This window comes from Microbacterium sp. CFBP 8794, assembly GCF_014841235.1.
Classification (GTDB): domain Bacteria; phylum Actinomycetota; class Actinomycetes; order Actinomycetales; family Microbacteriaceae; genus Microbacterium.
On the sequence record NZ_JACYTT010000002.1, the window covers coordinates 12,193 to 36,027 of the forward strand.

Here is a 23,835-nt window from a genome sequence, read left to right on the forward strand (position 1 = left end):
TGCGGTGATGGACGATCCCCTGAAGCTCGAGAACCAGGTGTGCTTCGCGCTCGTGACGGCCGCACGCAACGTGGTGTCGATCTATCGCCCCGTGCTCGAGCCGCTCGGGCTGACGCACCCGCAGTACCTGGTCATGCTCGCGCTGTGGCAGCGCGCCCCGCGATCGCTCGGCGACCTCGCCGCCGAACTCGCCATGGAGCCGGCCACGCTCTCGCCGCTCGTCAAGAGACTCGAGGCGCAGGGGCGCGTCGCGCGTACCCGGCGGGCCACCGACGAGCGCGTGCTCGACATCGACCTGACGGACGAGGGTCGGGCGCTGCGCGAACGCGCGCTCGCGGTGCCCGCGCAGATCATGGCGCGCGTCGGCATCGACGAGCGTCAGCTCGTCGCCCTGCGCGATGATCTCGCGCCCTTCGCCGCCTCGCCGCGCGACTGAAAAAGACCGGGCGCGGGCATGCACATCCGTGCGCCGGGTGCGAACCCGGGGCCGATGCCGGAGGCCCGACCTAGACTTAACACGTGCCCATCGTTCCCGTTTCCTCTCCCTCGTCGTCAGCGAACTCCGGCACCAGCGGAAAGCTGAGCGTTCGGGGTGCCCGTGTCCACAACCTGAAGAACGTCGACCTCGACATTCCGCGCGACTCGCTCGTCGTGTTCACGGGGCTGTCCGGTTCGGGAAAGTCGAGCCTCGCGTTCGACACGATCTTCGCCGAGGGCCAGCGACGCTACGTCGAGTCCCTGAGCGCCTACGCACGTCAGTTCCTCGGCCAGGTCGACCGGCCCGACGTCGACTTCATCGAGGGACTCAGCCCGGCGGTCTCGATCGACCAGAAGTCGACCAACCGCAACCCGCGATCCACGGTGGGCACGATCACCGAGATCCACGACTACATGCGTCTGCTGTGGGCGCGCATCGGCGTCCCCCACTGCCCCGACTGCGGCGCGCGCATCCAGCGTCAGACCGTGCAGCAGATCGCCGATCAGCTCATGGAGCTGCCCGAGCGCACGCGGTACCAGATCGTCGCCCCCGTGGTCACGCAGAAGAAGGGCGAGTTCGTCGACCTCTTCAAGGAGCTCAGTGCGAAGGGCTACGCCCGCGCCGTCGTCGACGGTGACCTCGTGCAGCTCGCCGAGCCGCCGACGCTGAAGAAGAGCTACAAGCACGATATCGCCGTCGTCGTCGACCGACTCGTGGCATCCGGAGACAACCTGAGCCGCGTCACCGACTCGGTCGAGACGGCCATGGGCCTGGCCGGTGGCATCATGCAGGTGAACTTCGTCGACGAAGAGGGCGACGACGCCTGGCAGTCGTTCTCCGAGAAGCTCGCGTGCCCCAACGGCCACCCGTTGCAGCTGACCGAGATCGAGCCGCGCACCTTCTCGTTCAACGCCCCGTTCGGCGCCTGCCCGGTGTGCTCCGGCCTCGGCACGCGCATGTCGGTCGACGTCGACCTCATGCTCGGCGACGAAGACCTGTCGATCCGCGAAGGGGCGATCCTCCCGTGGACCACGCAGGGCAAGGGGCTCTTCCAGTACTACGAGCGCCTGCTCGAGGGACTCGCGCGCGACCTCGACTTCTCGCTCGACACCCCGTGGCGCAAGCTCTCGCACGACGTGCAGCAGGCCGTGCTGCGCGGCGAGAACTACAAGGTCACGGTCAAGTGGAAGAACCGTTACGGCCGCGAGATGCGGTACGCGTCGGGCTTCGAGGGCGTCGTGCCCTACATCGAGCGGCAGTACCTGCAGGCCGAATCCGACACGCAGCGTCAGCGGTGGTCGGAGTACCTGCGCGAGGTCCCCTGCGCCGTCTGCGACGGCGACCGCCTCAAGCCCGAGGTGCTGGCGGTGCTCGTCGACGACACGTCGATCGCCGCGGCCTCGCGCATGAGCCTCGCCGACGCCCGGGAGTTCTTCTCGAAGCTGAAGCTCACGGCCCGTGAGGCCACCATCGCCGCCGCGGTGCTGCGCGAGATCCGCGCCCGCCTCGACTTCCTGCTGCAGGTCGGCCTCAACTACCTCAGTCTCGGTCGGGCGGCCGGAACGCTGTCGGGCGGCGAGGCGCAGCGCATTCGACTGGCCACGCAGATCGGCTCCGGCCTCACCGGCGTGCTCTACGTGCTCGACGAGCCCTCGATCGGTCTGCACCAGCGCGACAACCGCCGCCTGATCCAGACGCTCGAGACGCTGCGCGACCTCGGCAACACCCTCATCGTCGTCGAGCACGACGAAGAGACCATCCACGCGGCCGACTGGGTCGTCGACATCGGCCCCCGGGCCGGCGTCGACGGCGGCAACGTCGTGCACTCCGGCCCCCTCGCCGGGCTCCTGACCGACGAGAACTCGCTCACCGGCGCGTATCTCTCGGGACGGCGCGCGATCGAGGCGCCCAAGAAGCGCCGCAAGATCGACAAGAAACGTCAGGTGACGGTCGTCGGTGCACGCGAGAACAACCTGCAGAACGTCACGGTCGACTTCCCGCTCGGAGTGCTGACGGCCGTCACCGGCGTCAGCGGCTCCGGCAAGTCGACGCTGGTCAACGGCATCCTGTACGAAGTGCTCGCCTCGAAGCTCAACGGTGCCCGCCGCGTTCCCGGCAAGCACACGCGCGTCACCGGGCTCGACAACCTCGACAAGGTCGTGCACGTCGATCAGGCGCCCATCGGCCGCACCCCGCGCTCGAACCCGGCGACCTACACCGGCGTGTTCGACCGCGTGCGCAGCCTGTTCAGCGAGACGCCCGAGGCGAAGGTGCGCGGCTACCAGGCCGGGCGCTTCAGCTTCAACGTCAAGGGCGGACGCTGCGAGGCCTGCTCGGGCGACGGCACGCTGAAGATCGAGATGAACTTCCTGCCCGACGTGTACGTCGACTGCGAGGTCTGCCACGGCAAGCGGTACAACCGCGACACCCTGTCGGTGCACTACAAGGGCAAGAACATCGCCGAGGTGCTCGAGATGCCGATCGCCGAGGCCGCCGAGTTCTTCGAGCCCATCCAGGCCATCCACCGCTACCTCAAGACGCTCGTCGACGTGGGCCTCGGCTACGTGCGCCTCGGGCAGTCGGCCACGACCCTGTCGGGTGGAGAGGCGCAGCGCGTGAAGCTCGCCACCGAGCTGCAGCGTCGGAGCAACGGTCGGTCGATCTACGTGCTCGACGAGCCCACCACGGGCCTGCACTTCGAAGACGTCTCGCTGCTGCTCAAGGTGCTCAACGGCCTCGTCGACAAGGGCAACACCGTGATCGTCATCGAGCACAACCTCGACGTGATCAAGAGCTCCGACTGGGTGATCGACCTCGGCCCCGAGGGCGGCTCCGGCGGCGGCATGGTCGTCGCGACCGGAACCCCCGAGCAGGTGTCGAAGGTCGAGGCGAGCCACACGGGTGCGTTCCTGGCCGAGCTGCTGGAGTCCGGACGCACGGGGACGCAGCGCAACGCCGCCGCGCTCGACGCCGCACGCGCCGAGCCGGAGCTCGTGAGCGCGGCGGGCTGAGCCGTGGCATCCCGAGAACGGATGTCGCACCTGCCCTATCGTCCGAAAGCCGGCGAGATCCCCACCAACCCGGGGGTCTACCGGTTCCGCGATGCCGAGGGTCGTGTGCTGTACGTCGGCAAGGCCAAGAATCTGCGCGCCCGGTTGTCGAATTACTTCGCGCCCCTGCACTCGCTGCACGAACGCACCCGCCGCATGGTCACGACCGCGGCGAGCGTGGAGTGGACGGTCGTGCCCAGCGACATCGACTCGCTGCAGCTCGAGTTCATGTGGATCAAAGAGTTCGATCCGCCCTTCAACGTGCGCTACCGCGACGACAAGTCGTACCCCTTCATGGCGATCACCCTCGCCGATGAGGCGCCGCGCGTGATCGTGACCCGCAACCCCAAGATCCGCGGGGCGAAGTACTTCGGGCCGTACCCCAAGGTGTGGGCGGTGCACGACACGATCGACCTGATGATCAAGGTCTTCCCGATCCGCACCTGCAGCGATTCGTCGTACAAGAAGGCCATGGCCTCGGGGCGGCCGTGCTTCCCCGGGCAGATCGGCCGCTGCGGCGGGCCCTGCTCGATGAAGGTCACCATCGCCGAGCACCGTGCGATGGTCGACGATTTCGTCGCCTTCATGTCGGGCGGCGACCAGCGTTTCGCGCGCGAGCTCACCGCCCGCATGAAAGAGGCGTCGGCGGCGATGGATTACGAGGCCGCCGCCCTCTACCGGGACCGTCTGCAGGCCATCGACGCCGTGCTGGGCAAGAGCGCCCTGGTGCTGGCGCCCGACACCGATGCCGATCTCTTCGGCATCGCCGAAGACGAACTCGCCGCCACCGTGCAGCACTTCGTCGTGCGGGGCGGGCGCGTGCGCGGTGTGCGCGCCACGACGATCGAGAAAGAGATCGACATCTCGGGCGCCGACCTCGTCGACCAGGTGCTGCAGCGTACCTACGGCGATGCGGATGCCGCCGACATCCCGCGCCAGGTGATGGTTCCCGAGCTGCCCGACGACGCCCCGCAGCTCGAGGACTGGCTGCGCGAGCGGCGCGGGCGCCCGGTGACGCTGCAGGTCGCCCAGCGCGGGCGCAAGGCCGATCTGCTCAAGACCGCCACCCTCAACGCGCAGCAGGCGCTGATGCTGCACAAGACGCGTCGCACGAGTGACTACGTCGCGCGGTCGCAGGCCCTCACCGATCTGCAGGAGGCGCTCGGCATGAGCGAGGCGCCGTTGCGCATCGAGTGCTTCGACATCTCGCACCTGTCGGGGACCAACGTCGTGGCCTCGATGGTGGTCTTCGAAGACGGGCTTCCCCGCAAAGACCAGTACCGCTCGTTCGGGGTCGCCGAGACGACCGACGACACCGACTCGATGTACCAGGTGCTCACGCGACGCGTGGCCTACCTGGACCGACCGGACGAGATCGAGCCCGAGACGATCGACGGCGCGATCGTGACGTCGCCCGACTCCGAAGAGGCGACGGCCGACGGCGATGTCGTGACGGCGCGGAAGCGCCCCCGCTTCGCGTATCGCCCGCAGCTCCTCGTCGTCGACGGCGGCCAGCCCCAGGTCGCGGCCGCGGCACGCGCGCTGGCCGACGCGGGGCACGAGGAGATCGCGCTCTGCGGGATCGCCAAACGTCTCGAGGAGGTGTGGCTGCCGGGGGAGGAGTACCCGGTGATCCTGCCGCGCACCTCCGAGGCCCTGTACCTGCTGCAGCGCCTGCGCGACGAGGCCCACCGGTTCGCGATCGTGCATCAACGCAAGCGCCGCAAGCGCGACATCACGAGCGTGCTCACCGAGGTGCCGGGACTCGGCGACACCCGCATCAAAGCGCTGCTGCGCCACTTCGGGTCGGTCTCGGCGTTGAAGAACGCCACCCCCGACGAGATCACGGAGCTGCCGGGTATCGGGCCGACACTGGCCGAGGCCATCCACACGCACCTGTCTCGGTAGGCTGGACACGACAACGGGAGGCGATCGCCCATGGAACCGGCACGCGACGAGCCAGGCGAGGTGCTGATCGTCACGGGAATGTCCGGCGCGGGGCGGTCGACCGTGGCCAATGCCCTCGAAGACCTCGACTGGTACGTCGTCGACAACCTCCCGCCGCAGATGCTGCGTCCGCTGCTCGAGCTCACCGAGCTCGCCGGCGGGGCGGTTCCGCGCGTCGCGGTGGTCGTCGACGTCCGCGGTCGCAGCCTGTTCAGCGATCTGCCCGAGGCGATGCGCAGTCTGCAGGCGGGCCGTCAGGTGCGCGTCGTGTTCCTCAATGCCAGCGACGCGGTGCTGGTGCGGCGGTTCGAAGCCGTGCGGCGCCCGCACCCGCTGCAGGGCGAGGGCACGATCCTCGACGGCATCCGCCGGGAGCGCGAACGTCTCGCACCCGTGCGGGAGGCCGCCGACGTCGTGATCGACACGTCGTCGCTGAACGTGCACCAGCTGTCGCTGCGCACGGTCGCCCTCTTCGGCGACGAGGGTGCTGCACGCCACACGGTCACCCTCATGAGCTTCGGATTCAAGTACGGGCTGCCCCCCGACGTCGACCTCGTCGCCGACATGCGCTTCCTGCCCAACCCGTTCTGGAACGAAGACCTGCGCGCTCTCACGGGCGAAGACCCGCGCGTGCGCGAGTACGTGCTCGGGCAGGAGGGGGCGGCGGAGTTCCTCGGCGCGTACGCCGCGGCGTTGCACCCCGTGCTCGAGGGCTACCAGCGCGAGAACAAGCGGCACTCGGTGGTGGCGATCGGCTGCACGGGCGGCAAGCACCGGTCGGTCGTCATGGCCCGTGAACTCGCTGCACGTCTGTCCGATGTGCCCGGGGTGGCCGTCCGTGTGGCTCACCGCGACCTCGGTCGCGAGTAGGCTGTACCGTCGTCCCCGCTGCCCCCACCCGAGGAGAACCGTGCCCCTGACCGCCGACGTGAAGGCCGAGCTCATCACCGTCCGCGACCCGCGCCCGACCGCGCGGATCGCCGAGCTCACCGCCCTCCTGCGCTTCTCCGGTGGTCTGCACTCCATCGCCAACCGCGTCGCCGTCGAGGCCGAACTCGACTCCGACATCCTGGCCCGCCGGGTGGCCCGCGACCTCATGGAGCTGTACGGCGTGCGTCCCGAGCTGCACCACGTGCAGGGGTCGGGCGGACGCACCGGCGGCCACTACGCGGTGCGCGTCATCGAGGCGGGCGAGACACTCGCTCGTCAGACCGGCCTGCTCGACCAGCGCCGTCGCCCCGTGCGGGGCCTCCCCAACAAGCTCACGACGGGATCGCGTCCCGACCTCAGCGCCATCTGGCGCGGTGCGTTCCTGGCGAGCGGCACCCTGAGCGACCCCGGCCGCTCGGCGGCGCTCGAGATCTCGTGCCCGTCGTCGGAGGCCGCGATGGCCCTCGTCGGCGCGGGGCACCGCATCGGCATCCCCGCCAAGGCGCGAGAGGTGCGCGGTGTGCCGCGCGTCGTGGTGCGCGACGGAGAAGCCATTCGGGGTGCCCTGTACGAGATGGGCGCGCGCCGCACCGCGGGGGAGTGGGACCAGATGCGTCAGCGCCGCGAGGTGCGCGCGGGCGTGAACCGTCTCGTCAACTTCGACGACGCCAACCTGCGTCGCTCCGCCCAGGCGGCCGTCGCCGCGTGCGCGCGCGTCGAGCGCGCGCTCGAGATCCTCGGCGACGAGGTTCCCGACCACCTGCAGCAGGCCGGCGCTCTGCGCCTGGCCCACCGCGACGCGAGCCTCGACGAGCTGGGTCACCACGCCGACCCGCCCCTGACCAAAGACGCCGTGGCCGGTCGCATCCGCCGTCTGCTGGCGATGGCCGACAAGAAGGCCGAGGTCGAGGGCATCCCCGGCACCGAGGCCGCGGTTCCGGTCGGCGCCGAAGACTGATTCCCCGACTCCGGATGCCGCGCGGTCGACGCGCCGGCGGAGTGAGGCCCGCGGGGCGTGCGTCGTTCTCGGATGTGGCGCGCGTCGACGCGCACAGACCCCGCGTGTGCGCCGCCCCGTTCACACCGTGCGGGTCCGGCATCCGGGGCCGTCTCGCCACACTGAGCGACGCGCCCGGGCGATCTATCCTCCGTCATGCGGGGAAGCAACCCCGTGGCTCGTGCGTTACCCGTCACTAGGATGAAAACGTCACCCTCGCTGCTCGGTTCCTCGGCACGCCTTCCCGGTGAAGAGGCCTCGGCGGCGACCGATCGGAAGTAGAGAACATGGCGACCTACACGCTGCCCGAACTGCCCTACGACTACTCGGCGCTGGAGCCGCACATCAGTGCGACCATCATGGAGCTGCACCACAGCAAGCACCACCAGACCTATGTCAACGGCGCGAACACCACCCTCGAGCTCCTCGCCGACGCGCGCGAGAAGGGCGATTTCGCCAACATCAACCGCCTGCAGAAGGACCTCGCGTTCAACCTCGGCGGTCACACCAACCACTCGATCTTCTGGACGAACCTCTCGCCCCACGGCGGAGACAAGCCCACCGGTGATCTCGAGTCGGCCATCGACGACCAGTTCGGTTCGTTCGACGCGTTCCGCGCGCAGTTCACCGCCGCCGCTCTCGGCGTGCAGGGCTCGGGCTGGGCGGGTCTGTTCTGGGACTCGATCGGTCAGAACCTGCTGATCCAGCAGTTCTTCGACCAGCAGGGCCAGATCGTCGCCGGCACCGTTCCGCTGCTGCTGCTCGACGTGTGGGAGCACGCCTACTACCTCGACTACAAGAACGTCCGCGCCGACTACGTGAAGGCGTTCTGGAACATCGCGAACTGGGCCGACGCCCAGGACCGCTTCGCCGCGGCCCGAGAGAAGACCACGGGTCTGCTGGTACTGTCGTAAACGGTGCGGCGTCCCGGTGGGACACCTCACCGGGACGCCGTTGTCCGCCAGCGAACACCGCAATCACGCGCTTCTCGCGCACAACTGATTCAGGAGATATTCCGTGACCGTCAAGATCGGAATCAACGGCTTCGGCCGTATCGGACGCAACTACCTCCGCGCGGCTCTCGCGCAGGGTGCCGACCTCGAAATCGTGGCGGTGAACGACCTCACCGACAACAAGTCGCTGGCGCACCTCCTCAAGTACGACTCCGTCGGCGGCGTTCTCGCCGAGGACGTCTCGTACACCGCAGACTCCATCACCGTCGGCGACAAGACCATCAAGGTCTTCGAAGAGCGCGACCCGGCGAACCTCCCCTGGGGCGAGCTCGGCGTCGACATCGTCATCGAGTCCACCGGCCGCTTCACCAAGGCCGAAGACGCCAAGAAGCACATCACCGGCGGTGCCAAGAAGGTCCTCATCTCGGCTCCCGCCACGGGTGACGACGCGACCATCGTGATGGGCGTCAACGAAGAGACGTACAACCCCGAGACCGACGTCATCATCTCGAACGCGTCGTGCACCACGAACTGCCTCGCTCCCCTCGCCCAGGTCTTCAACGAGGCCTTCGGTATCGAGCGCGGATTCATGATGACGGCTCACGCCTACACGGCCGACCAGAACCTGCAGGACGGCCCGCACAGCGACCTGCGTCGTGCGCGCGGTGCAGCGATCAACATCGTTCCCGCCTCGACCGGTGCCGCCAAGGCCATCGGCCTGGTGCTGCCCGAGCTCAACGGCAAGCTCAGCGGCTCGTCGTACCGCGTTCCGGTTCCCACCGGCTCGATCGTCGACCTCACGATCGTCACGCCCACCGAGGGTCTGACCGTCGACCAGGTCAACGAGGTCTACAAGAAGGCCGCTGCCGAGGGTCGCCTCAACGGCATCCTGCAGTACACCGAGGACCCGATCGTCTCGAGCGACATCCAGGGCAACCCGCACTCGTCGATCTTCGACGCCGAGCTGACCAACGTCAGCGGCAACCTCGTCAAGGTCTCGTCGTGGTACGACAACGAGTGGGGCTACTCGAACCGTCTCGTCGACCTCACCGAGTACGTCGCCGAGCGCCTGTAAACCTTCATGGCTCTGCGCACCCTCGATTCGCTGGGGTCGCTCGCCGGCACGCGCGTCATCGTCCGTTGTGATCTCAACGTTCCTCTCAAGGACGGGATCATCACGGACGATGGCCGCGTGCGGGCGTCGCTTCCGACTCTCAACGCACTGATCAACGCCGGCGCGCGTGTGGTCGTGTGCTCCCACCTGGGCCGCCCCGACGGCGCGCCCGATCCGAAGTACTCGCTCGAGCCGGTCGCGCAGCGGCTGTCCGAGCTGCTCGGCCAGCCGGTCGCGTTCGCGCGCGACACGGTCGGCGAGTCGGCTCAGGATGCCGTGGCCTCGCTCGAGAACGGCGAGGTCGCCGTCATCGAGAACCTCCGCTTCAACGCGGGCGAGACCTCGAAGGACGAAGCCGAGCGTCAGGCCTTCGCACGGGAGCTCGCCGGACTCGGCGACGCGCTCGTGTCGGACGGCTTCGGCGTCGTGCACCGCAAGCAGGCGAGCGTCTACGACCTCGCCCAGCTGGTGCCCTCGGCCGCGGGTCTGCTCATCCAGAAGGAGCTCGAGGTCCTCGACCGCCTGACCGAGAACCCGGAGCGTCCGTACACGGTCGTGCTCGGCGGATCGAAGGTCAGTGACAAGCTCGGCGTCATCGAGCACCTGCTGCCCCGCGTCGACAAGCTCCTCGTCGGTGGCGGCATGATGTTCACCTTCCTCGTCGCCGAAGGGCACAAGGTCGGCTCGAGCCTGCTCGAGAAGGACCAGATCGACACCGTGAAGGGCTACCTCGCCACGGCGAAGGAGCGCGGCGTCGAGATCGTCCTCCCGGTCGACGCGGTCGTCGCGGCCTCGTTCTCGGCGGACGCCGAGCACGTGATCGCCGACGCGGACGCACTCGAGGACACCGACTTCGGCGCCTCGGGTCTCGGTCTCGACATCGGCCCGCGCACGGCGGAGATCTTCGCCGACGCGATCCGCGCCTCGCGCACCGTCTTCTGGAACGGCCCCATGGGCGTGTTCGAGATGGCGGCGTTCGAAGCCGGCACCAAGACGGTCGCTGCCGCTCTCACCGAGGTCGACGGCCTCAGCGTGGTCGGTGGCGGCGACTCGGCCGCGGCCGTGCGTCAACTCGGATTCTCGGATGACGAGTTCGGCCACATCTCCACGGGTGGCGGCGCGAGCCTGGAGTTCCTCGAAGGCAAGAAGCTCCCCGGACTGGAGGTCCTCGGATGGTCGTAATCGACACGGAATCGTCTGCTGCGCAGAACAGGCGAACCCCCCTCATCGCAGGCAACTGGAAGATGAACCTCGACCACCTGCAGGCGGTCGCGTTCGTCCAGAAGCTGCACTGGACGTTGAAGGACGCCCAGCACGACGACAGCAGCGTCGAGGTGGCGGTCTTCCCGCCGTTCACCGACCTGCGTACCGTTCAGACGCTGCTCGACGCCGACAAGATCCCGTTCGCCCTCGGCGGCCAGGATCTGTCGGCACACGACTCCGGTGCGTACACGGGTGAGATCTCGGGCCAGTTCCTGGCCAAGCTCAACGCGCGGTACGTCATCATCGGTCACTCCGAGCGTCGTCAGTTCCACGCCGAGACCGACGAGGTCGTCGCGGCCAAGACGCAGGCGGCTCTGCGCCACGGCGTCGTGCCGGTCATCTGCGTCGGCGAGACCTCGGAGGATCTCGAGAAGTTCGGCGCCAGCGCCGTGCCCGTGGGTCAGCTCGAGGTCGCGCTCGAGGGCGTGGCACCCGATGCCGACATCGTCGTGGCGTACGAGCCGGTCTGGGCCATCGGCTCCGGTCAGGCGGCGACGCCCGACCAGGCGCAGGAGGTCTGCGCGAAGCTCCGCGCCGTCGTCGCCGACAAGCTCGGCGCCGACGCCGCCGCACGCACCCGCGTGCTGTACGGCGGATCGGTGAAGTCGGGCAACATCGCCGGCTTCATGCGCGAGCCCGATGTGGACGGCGCCCTGGTGGGTGGCGCGAGCCTCGTCGTCGACGAGTTCGCCGCGATCATCCGCTTCCAGAAGCACGTCGGGGTCTGACCCCCGCACCGATGCCCGCGGCGCTTCGCCGCGGGCATCCGTGCGCCCGGCACGCCTCCCCGTATACTTGACGCTTGTGCGGTCGACTGGGCCGCTCGCGAAAGGCTTTCGACAGTGCAGATTCTCGAGTTCGTCCTGCAGGTGCTCCTGGGAGTCACCAGCCTCCTGCTGACCCTGCTCATCCTGCTCCACAAGGGGCGCGGCGGCGGTCTGTCCGACATGTTCGGCGGCGGCATGAGCTCCGCGCTCGGCTCGTCGGGGCTGGCGGAACGCAACCTCAACCGATTCACGATCGTGCTCGCGCTGGTGTGGTTCGTCACCATCGTCGGCCTCGGTCTGCTGACCAAGTTCGCGGAGATCTGACATGGCGACAGGCGGAAACGCGATCCGGGGTTCGCGCGTAGGCGCGGGACCGATGGGCGAGCAGGACCACGGCTTCCACGCCGACCGCGTGGCCGTGTCGTACTGGGATGCCCTCGGCAACGAGACCGTGCGGTACTTCGCGGCGGGCATCGCCGATGCCGAGATCCCCGAGACCATCGACTCCCCGCACTCCGGCCTCCCCGCCGGTCGCGACAAGAGCAACCCGCCGGCCCTCGCGAAGGCCGAGCCCTACAAGACGCACCTCGCGTACGTGAAAGAGCGTCGCACCGAAGAAGAAGCGGCGTCGCTTCTCGACGACGCGCTGCAGCAGCTGCGCGATCGCCGCGGCCAGTAATCTCAAGCGAAAGGGTCGGATGCCGAGGCATCCGGCCCTTTCGCGTTCCTCCGGGCGTCGACGCGCGGCGACGAGGAAGCCGCCGGGCATCGGCATCGTTCGATGACCGAGCAGCCGTGCAGCGCGAGGCCCGCTCTCCGGCTCTGTGCGTCGTCCGGTGGCGCCACGTGTGTCTCGCGGCCGTGAACGCCGGGGGCGGCCGGCACGGAGCCGCACGGAGCGAGACAGCGAAAGGGCCGGATGCCTGGCATCCGACCCTCTTCGCTGTCTCCCGCGTGTCTCAGTACTCGCGTTCGATGAGCTGCGGCGGCACCTGATCTGCGGCCGCCTCGTCGACGAAGAACGCGGTGCGGCGACGACCCTTGGCCCCGGCGGCGGGCACGCTCTGGTAGCTGGCTCCCGCGAGGGCGAGTCCGAGGGCGGCGGCCTTGTCGGCGCCGGCGATCACCATCCAGACGCGCTTCGACGAGTTGATCACCGGGCGCGTCAGCGAGACGCGATCACTCGGCGGCTTCGGCGATTCGCGCACGGGAACCGTGGCGCGGTCGGTCACCGAGATCTCGGGACGATCGGGGAAGAGCGAGGCGATGTGCGCATCGGGACCGACACCCAGGAAGCAGATGTCGAACGACGGCCACGGCCCGGTCTCGCTGCGGTCCGACGGCGCGAACTGCGCGAGCTCGTCGGCGTAGGCGATCGCCGCGGCATCCAGATCGAGCCCCTCGTCGCTCGAGGCGACGGTGTGGATGTTCTCGGCCGGGATGTCGAGATGGTCGAGGAAGGCCTCGCGCGCCTGCTTCTCGTTGCGGTCGTCGGAATCACGGGGGACGAACCGCTCGTCGCCGAACCAGAAGTGCACGAGCGACCAGTCGACCCGCGCCGCACGCTCGTCGCGCGCCGCGGTCCGCAGCACCGCTCCGCCCATCGTGCCGCCGGTGAGGCAGATGTGCATGCGCTTGCCCTCGGCCACGCGCTTCACGATGCGGTTCATGAAGCGCGTCGCGACGTACTCGGCGAGCGTGTCGGTGTCGTGCTTGATGATGACGTTCTTGGTCGCTCCGGTGTCGGTCATGAGGCGTTCCGTTCGCTCGCGGCCAGCAGCAGCTCCTGGCCCTCGGTGATGACGCGGCCGTAGAGCACATCCGGGTCGAGGCGGCGCAGCTCTTCGGCCAGGCACTCGCGGAGCGTGCGCCGGGGGAAGGCCAGGTCGTGGGTCGGCTGACCCGGCTGCGTGAGCACCGCGACGCTCGCCTCGGGGCGCTCGAGCAGCGTGTCGCCGCTCGCGCGGGTGAGCCGCACCGATTTGATGCCGCTGGACCATTCGTCGGCGGGCAGGTACGCGTAGTCGACGGGGGCGTCGAGCTTCATGCCCAACCACGCTGCCAGCAGCGCCGTGGAGGGGGAGTCGGCGGCGCCGCGCACCTCGATCGCGGTGACGGGCTCGTACGGCGGCTGGTCGAGCACGGCCGCGAGCTGCTCGCGCCAGCGGGTGACGCGCGTCCACGCGAAGTCGGTGTCGCCGGGGGAGTAGTGCTCACCGAGGTGGGCCACCCACGCGGCGGGGTCGGACTGCGACGAGGCGTCGGTGATGCGGCGCTGCGCGATGCGCCCGATGGGGGAGTGCGCGGGGTCGGCGGGCGCCTCGGCCGGCCACCAGGCCACGACGGGGGCGTCAGGCAGCAGCAGGCCCGTGACCAGGCTCTCGGCGTTGGAGCCGGCGGCGCCGTGCGCGCGCAGCACGACGACCTCGCTCGCGCCGGCGTCGCCGCCCACGCGGATCTGGGCGTCGAGTCGCGGCTCTTCGTCCTCATCGCCGAACAGCACGGCGATGACCCGCATGGGGTGCTCTCGGGAGGCGTCGTTGGCGGCCTCGATGACCTTCTCTTCGGCCCCGTGGTGGGTCACGATGATGAGCGTGAGCACGCGGCCGAGGGCGACGGCGCCGCCCTCTTCGCGCACGCTGACGAGCTTCTTCGAGATCGCGCTGACGGTGGTGTCGGGCAGATCGATGATCACGGGCGTCTCCAGGTGCGGCCGTCACGGGCGAGCAGTTCGTCGGCGGATGCCGGTCCCCACGACCCGGGCGAATACTGTTCGAGCGGACCGCTCTGGGCGGCCCAGAACTCCTCGATCGGGTCGAGGATCTTCCAGCTGAGCTCCACCTCTTCGTGACGCGGGAACAGCGGCGGGTCGCCGAGCAGCACGTCGAGGATGAGGCGTTCGTACGCCTCGGGGCTGGCTTCGGTGAACGCGTGGCCGTAGCCGAAGTCCATGGTGACGTCACGCACCTGCGTGCCGTCGCCGGGGACCTTGGAGCCGAAGCGGATCGTGACGCCCTCGTCGGGCTGCACGCGGATGACCAGCGCGTTCTGACCGAGCTCCTGCGTCTGGCTGCGCGAGAAGAGCTGCTGCGGGGCGCGCTTGAACACGACGGCCACCTCGGTGACGCGACGGCCCAGCCGCTTTCCGCTGCGCACGTAGAACGGCACGCCCGACCAGCGGCGGGTGTTGATCTCGAGCTTGATGGCCGCGTAGGTCTCGGTGACGGACTCGGGGGCCATGCCGTCTTCTTCGAGGAAGCCGAGGACCTCCTCGCCGCCCTGCCATCCGCCGGCGTACTGGCCGCGGGCCGTCGCCTCGGCGAGGTTCTCGGGCAGGTGCACCGCCGCGAGGACCTTCTCTTTCTCGGCGCGCAGATCGGAGGCGTTGAAGCTGATGGGTTCTTCCATCGCGGTGAGCGCGAGCAGCTGCAACAGGTGGTTCTGGATGACGTCGCGCGCGGCGCCGATCCCGTCGTAGTAGCCGGCACGGCCGCCCACTCCGATGTCCTCGGCCATCGTGATCTGCACGTGGTCGACGTAGTTGCGGTTCCAGAGGGGCTCGTACAGCTCGTTGGCGAAGCGTAGCGCCAGGATGTTCTGCACCGTCTCTTTGCCGAGGTAGTGGTCGATGCGGAAGATCGAGTCGGCGGGGAAGGCGCTCTCGACGACCTCGTTCAACTCTCGCGCCGAGGCGAGGTCGTGGCCGAAGGGCTTCTCGATGACGACGCGGCGCCACCCGGTGGTGTCGTCGGCGGATTCTCCGACGAGCCCCGACGCCTTGAGCTGCGTCGTCACCAGGGGGAACGCCTTGGGCGGGATCGACAGGTAGTACGCGTGGTTGCCCATGGTGCCGCGCTCGGTGTCGAGCTTGTCGACCGTGCTCTTCAGCCGCTGGAACGCCTCGGGGTCGTCGAACTCGCCCTGGACGAAACGGATGCCCTCGAGCAGTTCCTTCCACGTCTCTTCGCGGAACTCGGTGCGCGCGTACTTCTTGACGGACTCGTAGACGACCTCGGCGAAGTCCTGGTCTTCCCAGTCGCGTCGCGCGAAGCCGACCAGCGCGAAGCCGGGGGGCAGCAGCCCCCGGTTCGCCAGGTCGTAGACCGCGGGCATGAGCTTCTTGCGCGAGAGGTCGCCGGTGACGCCGAAGATGACGAGGGCGCTGGGCCCCGCGATCCGGCTCAGTCGGCGGTCCTCGGGGTCCCGGAGGGGGTTGTGACCCGGTGTGATCTCTACGACCATGCTTATTGTGCCGCCTCGAAGAGTGAGAGCACCTCGACCTGCGGGTCGGTCAGCGTCAGCGTGACGACGGGACGGCCGTGGCCCTCCGCCAACACGCTCGCGTCTCCCGCGGCCTGTGCCTGGATGAGTTGTCCGAAGGTGAACGGCCGACCGGGGATCTCGAGATCGAGGTCGGTGCGTTCGAGGATCTGCAGGAAGACGCCGTTGGCGGGTCCGCCCTTGTGGTACTGACCGGTCGAGTGCAGGAAACGCGGACCCCAGCCGAACGTCGTGGGGCGACCGGAGTCGGCCGCGACGAGCTCGCGGAGCCCGGCCAGCTGCGACAGGTCGAGACGGTTCACGTACGCCTGGATGCTGACGTAGCCGTCGGCGGGAACCGTCTGCCACAGCGCCGCCAGCACGCCGGCGACCGTGCCGCTGGAGGCCAGGGCGGGGTCGGAGACGCGCACCTCGACGCCGTCGACGACGAAGGCCGGCGCGGTCGGTTCGGGGCGGGCGTCGAGCAGGCCGCGGGTGGCGACCTTCGCCGACTCGACGTCGGGCTGGTCGAAGGGGTCGATGCCGATCATGCGGCCGGCGATCGCGGTGGCGTACTCCCACACGACGAACTGCGCCCCGAGCGAGCCGCTGACGAGCACCTCGCCGGTGTGCCGCTCGAAGAGGTGGAAGGCGTGGGCGTCGTCGACGAAGCGCACGACCTGGAGGTCGGCGGGCTTCGCGTCGAGCTCGGGCGAGACGGGCAGCAGCACGACGGGCAGGATGCCGGTTCCCTGCTTGCCGGTCGACTCGGCGACGAGCTGCTCGATCCAGTCGGGCAGACCGATGAGGTGGCTGCCGTCGGTGACGAGCCCGAGCTTGTCGCGCCGCGCGACGCAGCCTCCGGCGATTGCCGCGGCGAGCACGAGGGCGGGGTTGTCGGGCGAGTCGATCGCGACCTCGAGCAGGGTGGCATCCGCCTCGTCGAGGAGGTCGCCGATGTCGACGCCGGCCAGTCCCGCGGGCACGAGGCCGAAGGCGGTGAGGGCGGAGTACCGGCCGCCGACGGTGGGGTCGGCCGTGAAGACGCGGTAGCCGTCGGCGCGGGCCGATTCCTCGAGCGGGGAGCCCGGGTCGGTGACGACGACGATGCGTCCGGCGGGGTCGATGCCCAGATCGCGGAAAGCGGCCTCGAACGCGCGCTTGGCCGAATCGGTCTCGATGGTGGAGCCGGACTTGCTCGAGACGACGAGCACCGTCTGGGCGAGCCCGCCGGACTCGGCGTCGCCGTCGATGGCGGCGAGCACCTGTCCGGGCGAGGTCGAATCGAGGATGACCAGCGGAACGCCGGCCGACTGCGCGATGACCTCGGGGGCGAGCGAGGATCCGCCCATGCCCGCGAGCACGACGCGGGTCACGCCCTGCGCGACGAGTTCGTCGCGCAGGGCCGTGACCTCGGCCACGAGCGGGCGCGAGACGGAGACCGCTCGCACCCACCCGAGGCGACGTGACGCCTCGTCTTCCGCGGCGGCGCCCCAGAGGCTGGCGTCGCCCGCGGTGATCCCCGACGCGATGAGTGAACCGGTCAGGCCCGGCAGCTCCGCGTCGACGACCGACTTGACGTGGCCCGTGACCTTGACCGCGAAGCTCACTGGGCGGCCTGGGCGCTTCCGGCGTCGAGAGCGGTCTTGACCGTGTCCTGCAGCTCGTGCCACGAGGCGATGAACTTCTCGACACCCTCGTCCTCGAGCGTCTGCGTCGCGTCGGTGACGTCGACGCCGGCCGCGGCGAGGCGGTCGAAGACGTCGTGCGCCTCGGCGTAACCGCCGGTCACGGTGTCGCCGGTGATGACGCCGTGGTCGAAGGTCGCCTCGAGCGTCTTCTCGGGCATCGTGTTGACGGTGCCGGGGGCGACGAGCTCGGTGACGTAGAGCGTGTCGGGCAGGGCGGGGTCCTTGACGCCGGTCGACGCCCACAGCGGACGCTGCACCGTGGCGCCGGCCTCGAGCAGCTTCTTCGCGCGGTCCTCGCCGAACTTCTGCTCGAAGAGCTCGTAGGCCAGGCGGGCGTTGGCGATGCCGGCCTTGCCCTTGAGGGCTGCGGCCTCGTCGGTGCCGATCGCGGCCAGACGCTTGTCGATCTCGGTGTCGACGCGCGACACGAAGAACGAGGCCACGGACTGCAGGTTCGCGATGTCGTGACCGGCGGCCTGCGCCTTCTCGACACCCGCGAGGTACGCGTCGATGACCTCGGCGTAACGCTCGAGGCTGAAGATCAGCGTGACGTTGACCGAGATGCCCGCGCCGATGACCTCGGTGATGGCCGGGAGGCCGGCCTTGGTCGCGGGGATCTTGATGAGGACGTTCTTGCGGTCCACGCGGGCCGAGAGGTCCTTCGCCTGGGCGATCGTGCCCTCGGTGTCATGCGCCAGATCGGGGGAGACCTCGATCGACACGCGGCCGTCGACGCCGTTGGTGGCGTCGAAGACGGGGAGGAAGATGTCGCACGCGTCGCGCACGTCGTCGGTGGTGATCGAGAAGATCGCCTCGTCGACGCTGGCGTCGGCCGCGGCGAGCTCCTTCACCTGGCCCTCGTAGGCCTCGCCCTTGGACAGGGCGCCGGCGAAGATCGTCGGGTTGGTGGTGACGCCGACGACGTTGCGCTGCTCGATGAGCTCGGCGAGGTTGCCGGACTGGATGCGCTGGCGCGAGAGGTCGTCGAGCCAGATGCTGACGCCGGCGGCCGAGAGGTTCTCAGTGGGAGTGCTCATGGTCGTTATCTCCTCGATTACTTCTTCGCCGCAGCGAGCGACTCGCGTGCGGCCTCGACGACGGCCTCAGCCGTGATGCCGAACTTCTGGAACAGGGTCTTGTAGTCGGCCGACGCACCGAAGTGGTCGATCGCGACCGAGCGGCCGGCGTCGCCGACGATGCCCTGCCAGCTGAGGGCGGATCCGGCCTCGACCGAGACGCGCGCCTTCACCGAGGCGGGCAGCACCGACTCGCGGTACGCCTCGTCCTGCTCGGCGAACCACTCCAGCGAGGGAGCCGACACGACGCGGGCGTGGACGCCCTCGGCGGCCAGCGTCTCGCGCGCCTCGACGGCGAGCTGCACCTCGGAGCCCGTCGCGATGAGGATGACGTCGGGCTCGCCGTTCGCGGCCTCGGCCAGCACGTACGCGCCCTTGACGGCACCGGCGGCCGAGGCGAACTCGTCACCGGATGCCGCACCCTCGCCGCGGGCGAACACGGGGATGTTCTGGCGGGTCAGGGCGATACCGGCGGGTCCGGCCGTGCGGCGCAGCATCTCGAGCCACACGACGCTCGTCTCGTTGGCATCCGCGGGACGCACGAGGGCGAAGTTCGGGATGGCGCGGAGCGTCGCGATCTGCTCGATCGGCTGGTGCGTCGGGCCGTCCTCGCCGAGCGCGACGGAGTCGTGCGTCCAGACGAAGATGGTCGGGATGTTCATCAGCGCGGCCAAGCGCACCGGGGGGCGCATGTAGTCGCTGAAGATCAGGAACGTGCCGCCGAAGGGGCGCGTGGGCCCGTGCAGCACGATGCCGTTGAGGATCGCACCCATGGCGTGCTCGCGGATGCCGAAGTGCAGCACGCGGCCGTAGGGGTCGCCCGACCACTCGTGGGTCGACCACTCCGACGGGATGAAGGACTTGGCGTCCTTGATCGTGGTGAGGTTCGATTCGGCGAGGTCGGCCGAACCGCCCCAGAGCTCGGGGAGCTCGGCGGCGAGGGCGTTGATGACGGTGCCGGAGGCGGCACGGGTCGACACGTCCTTGCCGGCTTCGAAGGCCGGGAGCGCGTCGGCGATGTCGGCGGGGAGCTCGCGCGCCTGCAGACGGTCCCAGAGCTGCTTGCGCTCGGGGTGAGCCGCGGCCCACTCGTCGAACTTCTGCTGCCAGGCGGCCTTCTCGGCCTCGCCGCGCTCGACGAGCGCGCGGGTGTGCTCGAGCACGTCGTCGGCGACGGCGAAGTGCTGCTCGGGGTCGAAGCCGAGGACCTCTTTCGTGGCCTTCAGTTCGTCGGCGCCGAGGGCCGAACCGTGGATCTTGCCGGAGTTCTGCTTGCCGGGCGAAGGCCAGCCGATGATCGTCTTGAGCACGATGAGCGAAGGCTTGCTCGTCTCGCCCTGGGCGGCCTCGATCGCGGCGTGCAGCTCGGCGACGTCTTCGACGTACTGACCGGTCTTCTTCCAGTCGACCGTCTGGACGTGCCAGCCGTACGACTCGTAACGCTTCTGGACGTCTTCGGTGAAGGCGACGTTGGTGTCGTCTTCGATCGAGATCTGGTTGGAGTCGTAGATCGCGATGAGGTTGCCGAGCTCCTGGTGGCCGGCGAGCGACGACGCCTCGCTGGTCACTCCCTCTTGCAGGTCGCCGTCACCGGCGATCACGTACACGAAGTGGTCGAACGGGCTCTCGCCGGCGGGCGACTCGGGGTCGAACAGGCCGCGCTCGTAGCGGGCGGCGTAGGCGAAGCCGACGGAGGAGGCCAGGCCCTGGCCGAGGGGGCCGGTCGTGATCTCGACGCCGTCGGTGTGGCCATACTCGGGGTGACCGGGGGTCAGCGAACCCCAGGTGCGCAGTGCCTCGAGGTCCTTCTTCTCGAGACCGAAGCCACCGAGGTAGAGCTGCACGTACTGCGTGAGCGAGGAGTGACCGACCGACAGGATGAAGCGGTCGCGGCCCGGCCAATGGGTGTCGGCGGGGTCGTGGCGCATGACGCGCTGGTAGAGCAGGTACGCGGCGGGTGCGAGCGACATCGCGGTTCCGGGGTGGCCGTTGCCCACCTTCTCGACGGCATCCGCCGCGAGGATGCGGGCGGTGTCCACCGCGCGCCGATCGATGTCATCCCATTCGAAGTCCGACAACAGGGTCGCCTTTCTCGATACTGAGCGCCCGGTTTCACTTCCGACGCCGCACTCACCACCGTAGGAGTGGGAGTGGGGTGGGGTGTCGGCGCGGGGCGCGCGTTCTTCGCCAGCATAGCGAGAACGACCGTCACCGTTGCCTCTCGTGACGGGGGTCGACAGGCGGCCGGTCGTGTGGTGGACATGGCATAGAATCGTGGAGGTTCTATACGCGCTACCCCGGGGGACGATGGACATCTCGACGACGTCGCACGTCACTGCGACGACCGATCGCCGCTCCGTCGGACGCACCCTTCGGGCGTACATCGCCCTCACGAAGCCGCGCGTCCTCGAGCTGCTGCTGGTGACGACCGTGCCGGTCATGATCCTGGCGCAGAACGGTCTGCCCCACCTGGGGCTGGTGTTCGCGACCGTCATCGGCGGCTCGCTGAGCGCGGGGTCGGCGGCGGCGTTCAACATGTACCTCGACCGCGACATCGACGCGCACATGCAGCGCACCGAGAAGCGCCCCCTCGTCACCGGCGAGGTCTCTCCGCGCGGTGCCCTGGTGTTCGCCTGGTCGCTCGCGGTGGTCTCGACCGTGTGGCTGTGGGTCTTCACGAACCCGCTCGCGGCGGGACTGTCGGCCGCGGCCATCTTCTTCTACGTCGTGATCTACACGATGATCCTCAAGCGCCGCACCGAGCAGAACATCGTGTGGGGCGGCATCGCCGGCTGCTTCCCCGTGCTCATCGGCTGGTCGGCGGTCACCGGATCGCTGTCGTGGGCGCCGGTCATCCTGTTCGTGCTCGTCTTCCTGTGGACGCCGCCGCACTACTGGCCGCTGTCGATGAAGTACGCGGACCAGTACGACGAGGTCGACGTGCCCATGCTCGGCGCGACCCGCAGTGGATCGCAGGTCGGCCTGCAGGTCATCCTGTACGCGTGGGCCACGGTGGCCTGCTCGCTGCTGCTCATCCCCGTGGCATCCATGGGCCTGGTGTACTCCGTGTCGGCGCTGGTGTTCGGGGGGTGGTTCATCTACGAGTCGCACCGCCTGTATGCGCGTGCCGTGCGCGGCGGTGAGCCGCGGCCGATGCGCGTGTTCCACGCGTCGATCACGTACTTGACGCTGCTCTTCGTGGCGATCGCCGTCGACCCGCTGCTGCCGTTCTGACGGCGAGTCCGCACGCTGCGAAAGCGCCCGCCCCGACGTGAGGGGGTGGGCGCTTTCTCGTGGGGGAGCGGGTCGGGATCGTCGGCCGACCGCGTCCGGCGTCGGGGGCTCGGACTCCGCAACGTCGAGAGCGCGGAGCGGGTCTTGGCGGGGTGCGGATGCCGCGAGCCGGGCGCCGCGGACGGGCTGCCACCTCCGTGCAGACGGTGCCCGGGCGGCGGGGGTGCGCGCGAGCGCATCGGCGAACGAGACGCTCGTCGTCACGGCATCCGGTCCGGGCGACGAGGGGCACACACGAAAGCGCCCGCCCCGGGGATCGGGGCGGGCGCTTCGTATCGCGGTGTCAGCGACGGCTGGGATCGTCGTTCGCATCCTGCTGCGCGGCGGCGGCGGCGGCCGGCGGAGCGGGGGTGTTCGACGACGTCTCGACGTCGGCGTCTTCGACCGCCAGGGGCGCCGCGGTCGCGGCGGGGGCGGTGTACGACGGGGTCGACGACACGTGCGGCTCGGCCGAGGTCTCGTCGTCGCTCGTCCAGTCGATGGTCTCGATCGCGACGTCGGCGCGGGCACGCGTGGTCACCACGGCGGCCACGGCCAGGGCGGAAGCGATGCCGATGGCACCGGCGGCGAGGACGGCGGCGCCCACCGAAACCCACGCCTGTGCGACGTAGACGGTCACGACCGTGGCGTTGGGGTCGTTGACGAGGGCTTGGATCTCGTCGACCTGACGGAAGACGAGGACGAGTCCGCCGATCACTGCGGCGAGCGACGCGACCACGAGCACCCAGAACGGGATGCTGGTCACCAGGCGGGGACGGGTCTGCATGAGATGAACTCCTTGTCGTACCGTGCTCCGGGGATGCACGACGGCTGTTTCCGGTACCGGGGCACCGGGAGGGGATCCGGGCCTCTCAGGGCACCGGAAGTCCCACAGTGTCGCACGGGTCGGGGTGTCGGCTAGGGGACGCCGATGAATCGCCTATGAGGGTATAAGGGCCGCGGGCTGCCGGGGCGACCGCGCGGACGAGGGTGGCCTCCCCGCGGAAACGCGCGAGAAGTGCCGCCCCGAAGCGATTCTTCCGGCCTCAGCCGCGTGCGGCCGCCGTCTGGCGCGGGGGCGCGGGGCGTTCGGTGACCGCGGGCTCCTTGACGCGCAGCACGACCACCGTCATGGTGGCCGCGGCGAGGGCGGCGAGCACCATGTGCGTACCGACCGCGATCTCGGGCAGGCCGTTGCGGGCCTGGTACAGGCCCACCGCGATCTGCACGAGCTCGACCGCGAGCAGCGCCGTCGCCCAGCGTCGAACGCCCAGGCGCAGGCGCCACGCGAGCACCACGACGATGAGCGTGAGGAAGAACAGCGCGTAGCCCGGCCACGCGTGCACGTGTTCGAGCACCTGGGCGTCGAAGCCGTTGCGCACCGAGGCCGCATCGCCCGAGTGCGGCCCCGCTCCGGTGGTGAGCACGCCGAACACGATCGTGAGGGCGAGGACGGCGGTCGTCGTGTGCACGAGACCGGCGAACCACTGGGGGGCCGCGAGCGTACGCGGGCCGGCGGGTGCGTTCATCAGCACCAGGAAGGCGGCGCACACCGCCACCAACGACACCGAGGCGACGTAGTGGAATCCGACGATGAAGGGGTTCAAGCCGGTCAGTACGGTCACGCCGCCGACGAGCGCCTGAGCGACGACGCCGCCGAGCACGATGAGCGACAGGACGAAGAGGGCGCGACGCTCGCGACGCAGGCGCCAGACCAGCACGACGACCACGATCGCCAGGATGCCGACGAGCCCCGTCAGCGTGCGGTTGCCGAACTCGATGATGCCGTGGATGCCCATCTCGGGCGTGTTCACGATCGAGTCGGCGGTGCAGCGCGGCCAGGTGGGGCATCCGAGGCCCGAGCCGGTCAGGCGCACGGCACCGCCCGTGCCGATGATGAGCACCTCGGCGAGGAACGACAGCCAGGCGAAGACGCGCACGCGCCGATCGACGTCGGTGGGAAGCCACGCGAGGAAGCGACCGGGGATCGTGGCGGCGCGGGACGAGGGGGGCGTGGTCGAGGCGGGGGACATGCG

At 69.5% G+C, this 23,835-nt stretch carries 20 protein-coding genes; 12 read left to right on the forward strand and 8 right to left on the reverse strand.

Translation table 11 applies throughout. The annotated features are described in order from the left end of the window. Positions 1-7: 7 nt before the first annotated feature. From IFU19_RS03755 to IFU19_RS03805, 11 genes are all read left to right on the forward strand, one after another. Positions 8-436, forward strand: coding sequence for a MarR family winged helix-turn-helix transcriptional regulator (locus IFU19_RS03755; protein WP_055940067.1), 429 nt, complete (start codon positions 8-10; stop codon positions 434-436). An 83-nt stretch (positions 437-519) separates the two neighbouring features. After that, complete coding sequence (uvrA, locus tag IFU19_RS03760; RefSeq protein WP_070408073.1) at positions 520-3,489, forward strand: excinuclease ABC subunit UvrA; 2,970 nt, start codon at positions 520-522, stop codon at positions 3,487-3,489. Between the two features lie 21 nt (positions 3,490-3,510). Then, positions 3,511-5,436: an excinuclease ABC subunit UvrC gene (gene uvrC, locus IFU19_RS03765; RefSeq protein ID WP_192012975.1), complete on the forward strand. Its 1,926-nt coding sequence runs from the start codon at positions 3,511-3,513 to the stop codon at positions 5,434-5,436. A gap of 30 nt (positions 5,437-5,466) precedes the next feature. Further along, complete coding sequence (rapZ, locus tag IFU19_RS03770; protein ID WP_055837748.1) at positions 5,467-6,345, forward strand: RNase adapter RapZ; 879 nt, start codon at positions 5,467-5,469, stop codon at positions 6,343-6,345. A gap of 40 nt (positions 6,346-6,385) precedes the next feature. Continuing rightward, on the forward strand, positions 6,386-7,363 hold the full coding sequence (gene whiA, locus IFU19_RS03775) for a DNA-binding protein WhiA (RefSeq protein WP_055837743.1): 978 nt from the start codon (positions 6,386-6,388) through the stop codon (positions 7,361-7,363). Positions 7,364-7,689: 326 nt separating this feature from the next. Further along, positions 7,690-8,316, forward strand: coding sequence for a superoxide dismutase (locus IFU19_RS03780; protein ID WP_055837740.1), 627 nt, complete (start codon positions 7,690-7,692; stop codon positions 8,314-8,316). A gap of 103 nt (positions 8,317-8,419) precedes the next feature. After that, positions 8,420-9,430, forward strand: coding sequence for a type I glyceraldehyde-3-phosphate dehydrogenase (gene gap, locus IFU19_RS03785; protein WP_055837737.1), 1,011 nt, complete (start codon positions 8,420-8,422; stop codon positions 9,428-9,430). A gap of 6 nt (positions 9,431-9,436) precedes the next feature. After that, complete coding sequence (locus IFU19_RS03790) at positions 9,437-10,651, forward strand: phosphoglycerate kinase (RefSeq protein ID WP_055837734.1); 1,215 nt, start codon at positions 9,437-9,439, stop codon at positions 10,649-10,651. Beyond that, positions 10,642-11,460 carry a triose-phosphate isomerase gene (gene tpiA, locus IFU19_RS03795; RefSeq protein ID WP_192012976.1) on the forward strand — a complete coding sequence of 273 codons (819 nt, stop codon included), beginning with the start codon at positions 10,642-10,644 and terminating at the stop codon, positions 11,458-11,460. The genes IFU19_RS03790 and tpiA overlap by 10 nt, the downstream gene beginning before the upstream one ends. 114 nt (positions 11,461-11,574) lie before the next feature. Beyond that, the gene (gene secG, locus IFU19_RS03800; RefSeq protein WP_013586744.1) at positions 11,575-11,823 is read left to right on the forward strand and encodes a preprotein translocase subunit SecG; all 249 of its coding nucleotides are present in this window, start codon (positions 11,575-11,577) and stop codon (positions 11,821-11,823) included. A 1-nt stretch (position 11,824) separates the two neighbouring features. Continuing rightward, the gene (locus IFU19_RS03805) at positions 11,825-12,178 is read left to right on the forward strand and encodes an RNA polymerase-binding protein RbpA (RefSeq protein WP_055837729.1); all 354 of its coding nucleotides are present in this window, start codon (positions 11,825-11,827) and stop codon (positions 12,176-12,178) included. Between the two features lie 280 nt (positions 12,179-12,458). Here IFU19_RS03805 and pgl read toward each other — a convergent pair whose 3' ends face one another. The 6 genes from pgl to tkt are packed head-to-tail and all read right to left on the reverse strand — an operon-like array spanning position 12,459 to position 20,604. Beyond that, positions 12,459-13,250 carry a 6-phosphogluconolactonase gene (gene pgl, locus IFU19_RS03810; protein WP_055940072.1) on the reverse strand — a complete coding sequence of 264 codons (792 nt, stop codon included), beginning with the start codon at positions 13,248-13,250 and terminating at the stop codon, positions 12,459-12,461. Continuing rightward, positions 13,247-14,194 carry a glucose-6-phosphate dehydrogenase assembly protein OpcA gene (locus tag IFU19_RS03815; RefSeq protein WP_191916354.1) on the reverse strand — a complete coding sequence of 316 codons (948 nt, stop codon included), beginning with the start codon at positions 14,192-14,194 and terminating at the stop codon, positions 13,247-13,249. Before IFU19_RS03815 ends, pgl begins: the two co-directional genes overlap by 4 nt. Then, the gene (zwf, locus tag IFU19_RS03820; protein WP_055837719.1) at positions 14,191-15,741 is read right to left on the reverse strand and encodes a glucose-6-phosphate dehydrogenase; all 1,551 of its coding nucleotides are present in this window, start codon (positions 15,739-15,741) and stop codon (positions 14,191-14,193) included. The genes IFU19_RS03815 and zwf overlap by 4 nt, the downstream gene beginning before the upstream one ends. Positions 15,742-15,743: 2 nt before the next feature. Further along, positions 15,744-17,369, reverse strand: coding sequence for a glucose-6-phosphate isomerase (locus IFU19_RS03825; protein WP_192012977.1), 1,626 nt, complete (start codon positions 17,367-17,369; stop codon positions 15,744-15,746). Continuing rightward, on the reverse strand, positions 17,366-18,487 hold the full coding sequence (gene tal, locus IFU19_RS03830) for a transaldolase (protein WP_055837714.1): 1,122 nt from the start codon (positions 18,485-18,487) through the stop codon (positions 17,366-17,368). Before tal ends, IFU19_RS03825 begins: the two co-directional genes overlap by 4 nt. Before the next feature lie 17 nt (positions 18,488-18,504). Further along, positions 18,505-20,604: a transketolase gene (tkt, locus tag IFU19_RS03835; protein ID WP_055940078.1), complete on the reverse strand. Its 2,100-nt coding sequence runs from the start codon at positions 20,602-20,604 to the stop codon at positions 18,505-18,507. A gap of 229 nt (positions 20,605-20,833) precedes the next feature. Here tkt and IFU19_RS03840 point away from each other — a divergent pair, with 229 nt between their 5' ends. Further along, the gene (locus IFU19_RS03840; protein ID WP_055837705.1) at positions 20,834-21,760 is read left to right on the forward strand and encodes a heme o synthase; all 927 of its coding nucleotides are present in this window, start codon (positions 20,834-20,836) and stop codon (positions 21,758-21,760) included. A gap of 343 nt (positions 21,761-22,103) precedes the next feature. On the opposite strand, the gene IFU19_RS03845 is transcribed toward IFU19_RS03840, so the two are convergent. Together IFU19_RS03845 and IFU19_RS03850 are read right to left on the reverse strand one after the other, a co-directional pair. Continuing rightward, positions 22,104-22,586 (reverse strand): hypothetical protein, encoded by a 483-nt coding sequence (locus tag IFU19_RS03845; protein ID WP_055837703.1) that lies wholly within the window; start codon positions 22,584-22,586, stop codon positions 22,104-22,106. 259 nt (positions 22,587-22,845) lie between these two features. Next, positions 22,846-23,832 carry a COX15/CtaA family protein gene (locus tag IFU19_RS03850; RefSeq protein ID WP_192012978.1) on the reverse strand — a complete coding sequence of 329 codons (987 nt, stop codon included), beginning with the start codon at positions 23,830-23,832 and terminating at the stop codon, positions 22,846-22,848. Positions 23,833-23,835 lie beyond the last annotated feature (3 nt).

Coding starts and splice junctions, on each gene's coding strand:
- IFU19_RS03755 (WP_055940067.1), top strand. CDS start 8: ATGGACGATCCCCTGAAGCTCGAGAACCAGGTGTGCTTCGCGCTCGTG.
- uvrC (WP_192012975.1), top strand. CDS start 3,511: ATGTCGCACCTGCCCTATCGTCCGAAAGCCGGCGAGATCCCCACCAAC.
- rapZ (WP_055837748.1), top strand. CDS start 5,467: ATGGAACCGGCACGCGACGAGCCAGGCGAGGTGCTGATCGTCACGGGA.
- IFU19_RS03780 (WP_055837740.1), top strand. CDS start 7,690: ATGGCGACCTACACGCTGCCCGAACTGCCCTACGACTACTCGGCGCTG.
- IFU19_RS03790 (WP_055837734.1), top strand. CDS start 9,437: ATGGCTCTGCGCACCCTCGATTCGCTGGGGTCGCTCGCCGGCACGCGC.
- tpiA (WP_192012976.1), top strand. CDS start 10,642: ATGGTCGTAATCGACACGGAATCGTCTGCTGCGCAGAACAGGCGAACC.
- IFU19_RS03805 (WP_055837729.1), top strand. CDS start 11,825: ATGGCGACAGGCGGAAACGCGATCCGGGGTTCGCGCGTAGGCGCGGGA.
- pgl (WP_055940072.1), bottom strand. CDS start 13,250: ATGACCGACACCGGAGCGACCAAGAACGTCATCATCAAGCACGACACC.
- zwf (WP_055837719.1), bottom strand. CDS start 15,741: ATGGTCGTAGAGATCACACCGGGTCACAACCCCCTCCGGGACCCCGAG.
- tal (WP_055837714.1), bottom strand. CDS start 18,487: ATGAGCACTCCCACTGAGAACCTCTCGGCCGCCGGCGTCAGCATCTGG.
- IFU19_RS03840 (WP_055837705.1), top strand. CDS start 20,834: ATGGACATCTCGACGACGTCGCACGTCACTGCGACGACCGATCGCCGC.
- IFU19_RS03845 (WP_055837703.1), bottom strand. CDS start 22,586: ATGCAGACCCGTCCCCGCCTGGTGACCAGCATCCCGTTCTGGGTGCTC.
- IFU19_RS03850 (WP_192012978.1), bottom strand. CDS start 23,832: ATGTCCCCCGCCTCGACCACGCCCCCCTCGTCCCGCGCCGCCACGATC.